The sequence below is a fragment of the uncultured Porphyromonas sp. genome, assembly GCF_915070105.1.
Taxonomy (GTDB): domain Bacteria; phylum Bacteroidota; class Bacteroidia; order Bacteroidales; family Porphyromonadaceae; genus Porphyromonas.
On the sequence record NZ_CAJZFJ010000064.1, the window covers coordinates 1 to 12,398 of the forward strand.

The following is a 12,398-nucleotide window of genomic DNA, read 5'->3' on the forward strand; positions in this document are numbered from 1 at the left end:
GTATGGAATCGAATGAACAAGTGATTACAAGCCTATACACCAAAGAGGTCTTGGAGTTCGCTGCCGTAGGCGTGAAGTTCGCAAGTCTCCTTGAGCAGGCTCCCTCCCTCGGTGAACGAGCGTTCATCCAAGAGGCGATCTTGGTCCTTCCTCAGCTTTACCTCTCTACCCTACGCTTACCAGATTACCTCTATAGCCCCGAGGAGGACTATATCGAGGAGTTTGTGACCGAGGAGACCTATGAGGGTGTACGTCTGAGGGTGGCAGAGCTATTGGGAGAGAAGGACAGCTTCCTCTCCTGCCAAGCGGAGGAGATGCAGTATAGTGACACCCCTCTAGCGGCCTTCGTCTCGGAGTACCTAGCAGACGTCTATCAGCAGACGGTGAACCTGCTCGGCATCCTACGAGATGAGAATGAGGGGGCTCTACCAGCGGCCATCGGGAGATGTCTGTTCCACTTCCACTCCTACTACGGCCTGCACCTCCTAGAGGCTTTGACCGCACTACATCGCTTACATACCCAGCTACTGAGCTCATCAGATGACGAAGAAGACTACAGAGACGACGAAGAAGACGAGGACGAAGGGCTCTACGAAAGCTCCCTCGACTAAGAAGAAAGGACAGGCAACACAAGAGGCACGACAGGAGCCCTCTGCTCCTGCTCGGCGAGTAGGACGGAGATACCCCTCCTTCACACCAGCACAGCTCTACCCTGCGACGATCAGTGAGGAGGAGCTGACTGCTCTACCTATAGCCAAGTGTCCCGTCCCCCTACACATCATAGATACAAAGATCGATGCCCGCAAGGCCGTCGCTAAGATCCGTAAGTCTATGGTCATCGGGATAGATACAGAGACCCGCCCTAGCTTCAAGGCAGGGGTACGCTACGAAGTGTCCCTCCTGCAGATAGCGACTGAGGAGGAGTGCTATCTCTTCCGTCTCAACCTCATAGGACTCACCAAGTCCCTCATCAGCCTCCTCGAGGATCCCGATATACTCAAGGTCGGGCTGAGCCTCAAGGATGACCTATCCGCTCTGGCTCGTCGCCATAGCTTCGCCCCTGCCTCCTTCGTAGAGCTACAGCGTCTATGTGGGGGCTATGGGATACGAGAGCTCAGCCTGCTGAAGATCTACGCGATCATCTTCGCCGAGCGCATGAGCAAGGCACAGCGAATGAGCAACTGGGAGAGCTCCACGCTTAGCCCAGCTCAGATACACTATGCGGCACTAGATGCCTGGGCATCGCTCCGCATCTATCTGACGCTACTAGCTTCGCCAGCCCCCTCACCTACGAACTTCGCCCTACTATAATTAAGATATGTCCTACCCTAAGATACATTTGTACCCCCGCAAGGAGGAGTCACTCCTGCGCTTTCACCCCTGGGTCTTCTCTGGGGCTATTGCTTCGATCACCGATGGCAAGCCTCAGGATGGAGACCTCGTAGAGGTACTCGACGCTCGAGGTTCGACACTCGGTATAGGGCACTATGCAGCAGGGAGTATAGCTGTGCGTATGCTGAGCTTCGGTAGGAGCGAGCAGATCGGACGGGACTTCTTTAGGGATCGGCTACGTGCAGCCCTTGAGCTAAGAGCGAGCATGGGACTCATTCGCCCTGAGGGCGGACCCGCTACCCCGAACACGGTCTATCGTCTCATCCACGGAGAGGGCGATAGCCTACCTGGCCTCATCATAGACATCTATGGGGACACTGCAGTCATGCAGGCTCATAGTATGGGTATGCACCACTCTCGGGAGCTGATCGCCGAGGCTCTCATGGAGACCTACAGCGAAGCACCAGGGCTGACACCCCCTCTACAATCCGTCTACTACAAGTCTGAGACGACCCTCCCGACACGGGATATGAGGGAGCTCGCAGAGGATGGCTTCCTCATCGGACATACCGAGGCCAGCTATGTGTGGGAGAACGGACTGAAGTTCATCCCCGACTGGCTCAAGGGGCAGAAGACTGGCTTCTTCATCGACCAGCGGGATAATAGATCCCTCTTGGCTCTGTATGCTGATGGGCGTAGGGTGCTCAATGCCTTCTGCTACACGGGAGGCTTCTCCGTCTATGCACTCGCCTCTGGTGCCGAGCGTGTGGACTCACTCGACAGCTCAGGCAAGGCGATGTACCTCACCGAGCAGCATGTCGCCCTCAACTTCGGAGCAGACTGCCCTCGTCACCACTCGATTACTCAGGATGCCTTTGACTACCTAGAGCAGATGCCCGAGGGAGCGTATGATCTGATCATACTCGATCCGCCAGCCTTCGCCAAGCACCGCAAGGTGCTGCGCAATGCCCTCATCGGCTACCGTCGGATCAATAGCCAAGCCTTCCGTAAGATAGCCCCAGGGGGGATCGTCTTTACCTTCAGTTGCTCTCAGGCTGTGTCCAAGGAAGAGTTTCGCCTAGCGGTCTTCACCGCAGCAGCTAGCTCTGGCAGGCGGGTACGTATCCTACACCAGCTCACCCAGCCTGTGGATCACCCCATCAACATCTACCATCCCGAGGGTGAGTACCTCAAGGGTCTTGTCCTCTACGTAGAATAAGTCGAACCTTCGTAACCCACTATACCCCCAAGATGCAAGTAAAACATCTCATCGAGGAGCACTCTCTCCTCTGTCACTTCGTCGCAGAGATGCGTGATGTCACGATCCAGAAGGATGCTATGCGCTTCCGACGCAACGTGGAGCGTGCCGGCGAGATCATGGCCTACGAGGTGAGCAAGCGACTGCACTATGCCTACCACGATGTACGGACCCCTCTAGGAGTAGCCTCCTGCGCAGAGGTCTCAGATCAGATCGTCGTAGCGACGATCCTTAGGGCAGGGCTAACCCTTCATCAGGGCTTCCTCAACTACTTCGACCGTGCGGAGAATGCCTTTGTCTCTGCCTACCGCAAGTACAAGGACCGCTTAAACTTCGACATCTTCATTGAGTACATCGCCTCACCCTCCCTACAGGACAAGACCCTCCTACTCGTAGACCCGATGCTCGCCACAGGGAGCTCTATGGAGCTTGCCTACAGAGCCCTACTAACCAAGGGGACGCCCCGTGAGGTGCACCTCGTCTCCATCATCTCGAGTCAGCAGGCCGTGGATGCCCTACAGGCCTCCTTCCCCGAGGACAATATCACCCTATGGGTCGCAGCTATTGACCCCGAGCTCAATGACCATGCCTACATCGTACCTGGTCTAGGCGATGCAGGTGACCTAGCCTACGGAGAGAAGCTCTAAAGTTCCCCACCCACCATCCCACCATCATATAGATACGACTATCAAGCCGACCCCTCGCCCCATAGAGCTCCTAGCTCCCGCACGAGACCTAGACACAGCCCGAGCTGCCATCCAGCACGGAGCAGATGCCATATATATAGGAGCTCCACGCTTCGGAGCTCGTGCCGCTGCGGGAGTTCCGCTAGAGGATATACGCCAGCTGACTAGTGAGGCACACCGCTTCGGGGTACGTGTCTATGTCACCGTCAATACGATCCTCTACGACCACGAGCTACAGGAGGCTGAGCAGATGATATGGGATCTCTATCGTGCAGGTGTGGATGCCCTCATCATTCAGGACATGGGGATCACACGGATGAATCTCCCCCCGATCCCCCTACACTCTAGCACACAGTGCGATACCCTAGAACCCGAGGATGTACAGCACCTGGAGGCCTTGGGCTTCGAGCAGGTCGTCCTAGCTCGGGAGCTCAACGTGGAGCAGATACGACGCATACGAGCCGTGACGACTGTACCCCTAGAGGTCTTCATTCACGGAGCCCTATGTGTCTCCTACAGCGGGCGGTGCTACCTATCTCATGCACTGACAGGGCGATCAGCCAATCGTGGTGAATGCTCCCAGCAGTGTCGCCTACCCTATGACCTCATCGATGACGAGGGGCGGAAGATCCGCACCGAGGAGCACCTACTATCTCCACGAGACCTCAATCGCACCGAGGTACTGGAGCAGATCCTAGAGGCAGGAGCCTCCTCCCTCAAGATAGAGGGCCGGCTCAAGGGTGAGAGCTATGTGAAGAATATCACAGCACACTACCGACGTGAGCTAGATCGCATCATAGCCCTCTACCCAGAGAAGTACCGCAGAGCTAGCTTTGGGGAAGTGTCTCTACGCTTCGCCCCTGACCCTGCGAAGAGCTTCAACCGTGGCTTCACTCCCTACCTCTTCCACCTAGCTACCCCCGAGCACCCCAATGCCTCGGTCATCAATCCCCTCACTCCGAAGAGCCAAGGCCAGTATCTCGGCCGTGCACGCAAGGGACGAGACGGGATCACGATCGATACCCAGGAGCCTCTAAGCAATGGCGATGGGCTACTCTTCGTCACCCCTGAGGGTAGAGTGGATGGCCTCCGTATCAATCGTGTCACCCCTGAGGGAGGCCTACAGCTAGGACGGGGAAGCTCTCTTCCCGAGGGCAGCCAGGTCTATAGGAACTATGACCAGGCCTTTGAGCGTCTACTGGCTAGTCCTACAGCAGAGCGTCGCCTGCGAGTCAGCCTGCGTCTACGGCAGCTCCCTACAGCACTGGAGCTAGAGCTACACAGCTACGACTATCCAGAGCATCATACATCCACACACCTAGAGATAGAACTAGAGGAAGCTCGGAACTTTGATCCCGATCGCCTTCGCTCCGAACTCTCCAAGCTAGGAGATACCGATCTAGTCGCGGGAGAGGTAGTGCTGGAGCTGACCTCTACACCATTCATACCCCTATCGCTCCTCACCCGCCTACGTCGTGAGGCCGTAGAGGAGTATCTCCAGAGCTGGGACAAGCTACAAGCTCCCCTCACCTCACAGCGGACTCTGCAGATGAAGTCCCGCACGAGGGATAATGTCCCTGCACGACGTATGTGCAAGGCCGACTACAGAGCTAACATATCCAATCACCTAGCCCGTGCCTACTACGAGGCCATGGGGTATACAGAGCCTGCGAAGGCCTTCGAGCTAGCACCCATTGATACAGCCGAACTGATGTGCACGAAGCACTGCATCAAGCACGAGCTCGGCTACTGTATCCGAGAGACCTCGGAAAAGATGCCCTACCGAGAACCTCTCTACCTAACACGAGAGGGCAATAGGCTTCGACTAGAGTTTGACTGTACCCATTGTCAGATGAAGATCTATCAGGCCTAACCTCCCTCCCAAAGTCCCATGCTAGACATGAGGCTATCGACAACTAAGAATGACTAGTTCATCACTTCATGAAGAAGAAAAAGAAACATAAGCATACTCCTGAGATCAACGAAGAGAAGAAGGAAAAGGCCCCCAAGGACTATCTACTTCGCTCCTGGATCCTCTTCCTAGTCGTAGCCATAGGACTAGGAGGACTCTACTTCCTACCCGAGAAGGTAGACCGATGGGAGCTCACCAAGGTAGACCTCCTCTCTGACCTACGCTACCAAGCCCCCGACACGGTCACCAATGCCAAGGATGCAGAGAAGCTAAGTGAAAAAGCCCGCAAGGATAATGCACGTGTGCGTCATCGTGAGCGCATCTATGAGCGCATCAAGGCCGAGGCTGGAGCCACCTCCTCCCCCAAGCACCAGGATAGCGTCCAGGTCGTCTCATCAGAGGAGAATACAATCATCGATATGACACCTGAGCACGATGGACTACGACACTTCTTCACCCAGCTCCGTAGACGTAGCTCACTGGGTCGCCCCGTACGAATAGCGATACTCGGAGACTCCTTCATCGAAGGGGATATATTCAGCGGTAGCCTACGTAGTATGCTCCAGGCTCGCTATGGTGGCTCTGGTGTCGGTTGGATGCCCCTATCCTCGGAGACCGCAGGCTTCCGCCGTACGATACGCCACGAGTTCAAGGGATGGAAGGAGTACAAGCAGCTCCACAAGAAGGGTGATTATCCTCTTACCGGCTACTACTTCACTGGACAGGTCGGAGACTGGGTACGCTATACGGTCGCCAAGGGGGATCGTCCCTTCGAGATTGCCACGATCTACTATCGGGCTACACAGCCTGTCTCCCTCTCTGTCTCGACCAACGACGGAGAGGCTCGCACCATAGAGCTCCCCGCTACTGAGCGTGAGGGGCTGGAGGCTTATCGCTTAGCAGAGGGACATATCAGCACCCTCAAGTTTAGCCTCGCCTCAGGAGCTTCGGGCTTCACCTGTTATGGGGTATCGCTAGACGCTGCCTCAGGTATTGCCGTAGACAACTTCTCCACACGAGGCAACTCTGGACTCCCCCTAGCCTCGGTCAATGATGCACTGAACTCAAGCTTCTGCGCAGCACATCCCTACGACCTGATCATCCTACAATACGGACTGAATATCATCTCACCCAAGCAACTCGACTACTCCCACTATACGATGAAGATGGGTAACGCCATTCGTCATCTCAAGGCTACGACGGGACGAGCCGAGTACCTCATCCTAGGAGTATCCGACCGAGGGAAGAAATCCGAGGGTAAGGTCGTCACGATGCCAGCAGCCGTGAAGCTCGAGGAGGCACAGATACATCTCGCCTCAGAGCTCGGACTGACTTTCTGGAGCACCCGTGCAGCTGTCGTTCGCCTAGGCGGTATAGGTAAGCTAGCAGAGCGGGGCTGGGCTGCGAAGGACTATACGCACCTCGCACACCGAGGGGGCGCAGAGCTCGCAAGCCAATTCCTCGAAGCCTTCCTCCTCGAAGAAAAGTATTATGATGCTATTAGGTAAGATCGGGCTCGAGCTCTTCATCATCTCAGCCTCCATAGTAGGGAGCTACTCCACGGTGCCTCGCCCCATCCCCAACTGGTATGCACCGCAGGGCTACCTAGCTCCGCTAAAGGTGAAGTTGAGCCTACTGAAGCAGTCTCAGTCCCCCCTCTCCATCGTGCAGATCGGAGATAGTCATATACAAGCTGGGCACACCACAGCCCCTATACGCCGTACTCTCCAGAGGACCTATGGCAACGCAGGCCGTGGCTGGGTCGGCTGGTATCGCCTCTATGGCTCCAATGCCCCCAGCGACTATAGGGTCACCAGCACTGGACTAGGCTGGCAGAAGCAGACCCTGCTCAAGGACGATGGGGCACTCCCTATGGGAGTAGGTGGGTATGCGCTGGGCGCAAGACGTACGGGGACATTCTCCCTCTCCATCTCGTCTCCGCTCAACCCCTTCTCTAAAATGTACCTCTTGCGCACGGCATCCTCCCATACGCTCTCGAGCTTCCCTCTAGGACAGCTCCGTAGAGGGGTATTCTCCGTAGGAGCATACGTCGTCGATACACTCTCCTGGCACTCTTCGCATACAGAGGTTACACTCTCCCCACAGCATGGTGATGGAGACGAAGCCGTCTATGCTGGATGTGTCTTGCTCTCGGGCAAGGGAGGTGTACTCGTGCATGACATCGGCATAAACGGCACCACCTATCGCAACTATGCTCGAGAAGACTACATAGAGCAGCTCGCACTATTAGAGCCTGAGCTACTCATCATATCCCTCGGGACAAATGACTCATATAGCTATTCGTTCTCAATCAACGACTTCAGAGAAAGCCTAGAACGAATGATTCACCTAGTCAAAGAGGCACTTCCCCATACGAAGATCCTTCTGACGACCCCTCCCCCTAGCTACTTTAGGCAAGCACATACGACTCGTGTAGGACGAGGGAAGCGTCGCCAGAAGAAAACTACGATGAGCTACACCTTCAACGACAACGCTCGTCGTGTTGCATCTGAGATCATGCGCTATGCCGAGGCGCATGGGGTAGCAGCCTTTGACCTCTACAGCGCAATGGGGGGTGAGATCGGGATGGCACAGTGGATCAAGGACGGGCTGATAGCGACCGATCGTGTACACTATAGTGTAACGGGCTACGAACGCCAAGGCCAACTAATAGCCGAGGCGATCCTCGCAGCCCTAGGGTCATAACTCATAGACAATTCCCCCCTTCAGCATCGACAGCTAAGGGGGAAGCAAGACAGAACAAAGCTATCATCTGAGAAGAATATATAGCAGTGCTAAGCCAACTTAGCCGACTAAACAAAGCGAATGAACTACCTAGATACAATAGACTGGGGGCGACTGCCTGAGATACTGACCTTCGATCGGGACAGCCCGATGATCTTCTCCTCGGGCCTATTCCTATTCTGTGCCCTCCTCTTCCTCCCGATATACATACTACTGAGGAACCGGACAGCCATGCGCATCCTCTTCGTGGCTTCCTTCTCCCTCTTCTTCTACTACGAGAGTAGTGGGATGTATGTACTCATCTTGTTGTTCTCTGCCACGATGGACTACTTCATCGGACGAGCGATGGGCGGGAGCGAAAATCCTCGTGTCCGTCGAGGACTGATGGCACTTAGTGTCCTCGTCAATCTGGGACTACTCTCCTACTTCAAGTACTTCTACTTCCTGCTTGACCTAACCCAAATGGCACTAGCGGCTTTCGGGCTATCAGCACCACTAGACGTACCCCTAGAGGCTAGGGACTACTTCATACCGGCAGGGATCTCCTTCTATACCTTCCAGACACTGAGCTATACCGTAGACATCTATCGGGGAGAGATACGCCCTCTGAGGAAGTGGATCGACTACCTCTTCTACCTATCCTTCTTCCCCCAGCTCGTCGCAGGGCCTATTGTCCGAGCCAAGGACTTCATACCACAGATTCACCGTAGACCACAGCTACTCAAGGCGGAGTATGGGGAGGCACTAGCCCTCATCATCTCGGGGCTGATCAAGAAGGCTATAATCGGTGACTTCATCGGAGCTAACCTCGTAGACCAAGTCTTTGCTGAGCCCTCTCGCTTCACGGGGATTGAGAACCTCTTCGCTACCTATGGCTATGCGATGCAGATCTACTGCGACTTCTCTGGCTACTCGGATATGGCCATTGGTATAGCCCTGCTCCTAGGCTTCCGCTTCAATATCAACTTTGATTCCCCGTATCAGTCGGGCAGCATCACTGAGTTTTGGCGACGCTGGCACATCTCACTCTCCTCTTGGCTCCGAGACTATCTCTACATCCCACTAGGTGGAAATAGAAAGGGACGCATACGTACCTACATCAACCTCTTCCTCACCATGCTCCTCGGAGGGCTATGGCACGGGGCGGCTCTTCAATTCGTCCTATGGGGTGCGATCCACGGTGTAGCGCTTGCCCTACATAAGCTCTACCTATCTACGATTACTCGCCTCGGCTGGAGACGGGAAAAGCCTCTGTGGATCCAGCGCTTCCTAGGACAAATCATCACCTTCCACCTAGTCTGCTTTGCTTGGATCTTCTTCCGTGCCGACTCGATGGAGACAGCGACGACGGTTATTAGCCAGATCGCCGGACACTTCTCTCCCGAGGTCTTCTTGCAGTTTGTAGAGGGCTATCGTGGGGTACTGATTATCATGGCTATTGGCTATCTACTTCACTTCACCTCGCATCGCCAGGAGCAGTGGTTTAGGTCTTGGATCACCAATCGAAACTTCGTCATACAGGCTGCCGTCTTTATCCTTGTCATCTTCGCTATGCTGCAGATACGTAGTGCAGATGCCCAGCCGTTCATCTACTTCAACTTCTAGCCTCCTCCCTCTATATGCAACATACACTCATCAGCAGCGACACGATATGCGCCGTAGCCACCCCCCCAGGCTCTGGAGGGGTAGCCCTCATCCGCATCTCAGGGTCAGAGGCTATCGGTATCGTGGATCAGATCTTCACCTGCTCGGAGCTACGTAGCCTGGAACGAGCAAAGGCTCGAACAGCCTATCTAGGCAAGATCGTCCACGAAGGGAAGCTCCTAGACGAAGTCCTCGTCACCTGCTTCCATGCCCCACGCTCCTACACTGGTGAGGATGTTGTAGAGATCTCCTGCCACGGATCTGAATATATCCAGCAGGCCTTGCTCGAGGCTCTCACCGACAACGGCTGCCGTATAGCTGCCCCAGGAGAGTATACCCGACGAGCCTACCTCAATGGTAAGATGGACCTTAGCCGTGCGGAGGCCGTCGCCGACCTCATCGCCTCGGAGAGTGCCGCCCAGCACCGCATGGCGCTCTCTCAGATGCGAGGGGGATACAGCAGGGAGTTCAATGAACTACGTGATCGGCTCATCCAGCTCACCTCCCTAATGGAGCTAGAGCTAGACTTTAGCGAGGAAGATGTGACCTTTGCAGACCGATCTCAGCTGCTAGAGCTCCTAGAAGAACTTGCACAGAAGATAAGCAGACTTACAGAGAGCTTCCGCTTAGGTAATGCCATTAAGCGAGGTATCCCGGTGGCGATCGTTGGGGCAACTAACGCAGGCAAGAGCACCCTACTGAATGCCCTACTGGGCGAAGAGCGTGCGATCGTTAGCGACCTTGAAGGCACGACACGTGACACCATCGAGGAGGTACTCAATGTTGAGGGCATTACCTTCCGCTTCATTGATACTGCAGGGCTACGTACTACTACCGATGCTATCGAGGCACTTGGTATCGAGCGTAGCTACGACAAAATGGCCTCCGCCACTATCGTCCTACTCATGCTGGACGGCACAAGGCTAGAGGACAAAGCCTACCTCTCCTCCGTACAGGATCTCATGCCCCGTCTCGGCGAAGTCTCCTACCTCGTACTGCTTAATAAGGCCGATCTCCTAGAGCCTAGTCACATTACGGAGCTCCTCTCCCCGACCTCTTCCCTACGTCAGCTCTTCCCCGAGGGTACACCCCTGCTAAGCCTATCAGCAAAGGAGGGGCTCGGGATCGATGAGCTACGCAAGGCACTAGTCTCCACCCTGAGCTTACCCCACCTCAGCCCCTCTGACCTCGTCGTCAGCAACGCTCGCCACTATGCCCTCCTCACCAAGGCACAGAGTGCTCTAGAGCAAGTACGCACAGCTCTTACAGAAGGCTTGCCAACCGACCTCATCACACCTGACCTGCGTATCGCAGTCACGGCCATCGGCGAAGTCACGGGCCAAGAGATCACGAGCGACACTGTCCTCCACAACATCTTTGCCCACTTCTGCATCGGAAAGTAATTTCTGATTATCAACGATAATCAAGCATCACCAAAAAATCACAAAGGCGCTCATAATGAGCGCCTTTTCTTTTACCCTTTCTGTGCGTTAGGCATCATTCCGAGCCGTTCTTTCACTCATTCAAAGCGTAGTCCCACTCCTGCTTTTTCAGAGAGGTCTACCTGTGTCAGTTTATATTTCTTACGCATCTCTTTCTCGTACTGAACTATGATTGTCCTCGCTTGCATCATATATCAATTACTTGAAGTACCTGCATTTTGAATATGTACCCATTGTGCCATTCTCAGGTACACGTTCCAAGGATATATGTACTCGTTTTACCTCTTTGGGATACATATTCGAGGCTTATCACCGTGTACTACACGATCCGCCGAAGTTATTACATATACCTTATCGGTGGTAAATATAGGGAATAAAAACGATTATACCCCTTTTGGGGGAATACAATTTCCATGGAAAACAGTTAGAGTTTTTCCCCCATATTCTCCAGTATTCTGGAGCCAATTCTGAGCTCATCTTCAATTTTCAACAGAAGTAGAATCAGTAGCATAAGAAGGATGTAGTAGTTCTTGGCATGTACTTGCACATCGTCACCCACAGGTATTGCACCATGTGCGTATTGGTTACGGATAGCGGGACCATTAGTGTATTTGTTATTATTGAGATAGTAAGAGAACAGATTACGCTCAGATTCGCAAAGTAGGTGATCGTCAATTTCTAGCAAATCTCCTTCTTTCCATTTGTCTAGCAATTCACGAACAGACTTGCTGTGATGCCAATACGATACGACACGATTGCGCCAAAGGCAACCTAGTATTTCAATCGCAGATTCGTTGTTAGGTTTTAGTACCCCTTGCTCATCGATTTTGATGTACCCTCTGACAATTAATTTGTCTATCATATCTTTACGGTAACCGTACTCATAAACTGAATAAGGGACTTCACAATGTGTGATAAAATCATAGAAGCAATGAATCCTTGTAGTATCAAATCCTTCAACAACATGAAGGATTTCTGCTGTTTGGAACAAAAGACTCATCGGTTCTAAAATCTCCAAGGGACTCCCCTTGATCACGTAATACTTATTTTCGAAAAGACTTTTAACGTCCGTTATCAACAACGGTTTCCCATATAAAAATAGTCTAGGATCCATATCTCCCTCTTCTACATACAAATTGTATTGTTTGGAAACTGAGTCCAATTCAGGCATTATAGTTCGACACTTAGCCACCCAATCGGCATCTTCTGCTGGCAATGTTAATTGCAATGTTGGATAGCCATAGTCATTCTTAAAATATTTCTCATAGAAGTTTTTCACCAAGGATTCCAGTCTTTGACCCATTGTGGGAAGCATTCGCGAATAGAGGCTTGTATTGGCTAGTGCAAGGTTATTGCTGATCTGACAACTTTGATTCATG

At 53.5% G+C, this 12,398-nt stretch carries 9 protein-coding genes and 2 pseudogenes; 9 read left to right on the top strand and 2 right to left on the bottom strand.

Features of this window, described 5'->3' with window-relative positions:
* The first annotated feature begins 2 nt into the window (after nt 1-2).
* From QZ554_RS06830 to mnmE, 9 genes are all read left to right on the top strand, one after another.
* The gene (locus QZ554_RS06830; RefSeq protein ID WP_297195300.1) at nt 3-611 is read left to right on the top strand and encodes a DUF5063 domain-containing protein; all 609 of its coding nucleotides are present in this window, start codon (nt 3-5) and stop codon (nt 609-611) included.
* Nucleotides 541-1,311 (top strand): 3'-5' exonuclease, encoded by a 771-nt coding sequence (locus tag QZ554_RS06835; protein WP_297195302.1) that lies wholly within the window; start codon nt 541-543, stop codon nt 1,309-1,311. The genes QZ554_RS06830 and QZ554_RS06835 overlap by 71 nt, the downstream gene beginning before the upstream one ends.
* Before the next feature lie 7 nt (nt 1,312-1,318).
* Nucleotides 1,319-2,551 (top strand): class I SAM-dependent rRNA methyltransferase, encoded by a 1,233-nt coding sequence (locus QZ554_RS06840; RefSeq protein ID WP_297195303.1) that lies wholly within the window; start codon nt 1,319-1,321, stop codon nt 2,549-2,551.
* A gap of 32 nt (nt 2,552-2,583) precedes the next feature.
* Nucleotides 2,584-3,237: a uracil phosphoribosyltransferase gene (gene upp, locus QZ554_RS06845; RefSeq protein ID WP_297195305.1), complete on the top strand. Its 654-nt coding sequence runs from the start codon at nt 2,584-2,586 to the stop codon at nt 3,235-3,237.
* Nucleotides 3,238-3,277: 40 nt separating this feature from the next.
* Nucleotides 3,278-5,149: a U32 family peptidase gene (locus QZ554_RS06850; RefSeq protein WP_297195313.1), complete on the top strand. Its 1,872-nt coding sequence runs from the start codon at nt 3,278-3,280 to the stop codon at nt 5,147-5,149.
* Between the two features lie 68 nt (nt 5,150-5,217).
* A complete protein-coding gene (locus tag QZ554_RS06855; RefSeq protein ID WP_297195307.1) occupies nt 5,218-6,696 on the top strand; it encodes an acylhydrolase in 1,479 nt (492 codons plus the stop codon).
* Complete coding sequence (locus QZ554_RS06860) at nt 6,680-7,894, top strand: GDSL-type esterase/lipase family protein (RefSeq protein ID WP_297195309.1); 1,215 nt, start codon at nt 6,680-6,682, stop codon at nt 7,892-7,894. Before QZ554_RS06855 ends, QZ554_RS06860 begins: the two co-directional genes overlap by 17 nt.
* A 120-nt stretch (nt 7,895-8,014) precedes the next feature.
* On the top strand, nt 8,015-9,538 hold the full coding sequence (locus QZ554_RS06865; protein WP_297195311.1) for an MBOAT family protein: 1,524 nt from the start codon (nt 8,015-8,017) through the stop codon (nt 9,536-9,538).
* Nucleotides 9,539-9,567: 29 nt separating this feature from the next.
* Nucleotides 9,568-10,980, top strand: coding sequence for a tRNA uridine-5-carboxymethylaminomethyl(34) synthesis GTPase MnmE (gene mnmE / locus QZ554_RS06870; RefSeq protein ID WP_297195315.1), 1,413 nt, complete (start codon nt 9,568-9,570; stop codon nt 10,978-10,980).
* Nucleotides 10,981-11,105: 125 nt separating this feature from the next.
* On the opposite strand, the pseudogene QZ554_RS06875 reads toward mnmE, so the two are convergent.
* Nucleotides 11,106-11,207, bottom strand: a pseudogene (locus QZ554_RS06875) (transcriptional regulator); the annotation flags it as partial.
* 236 nt (nt 11,208-11,443) lie between these two features.
* Nucleotides 11,444-12,398: pseudogene (locus tag QZ554_RS06880) on the bottom strand (hypothetical protein); the annotation flags it as partial.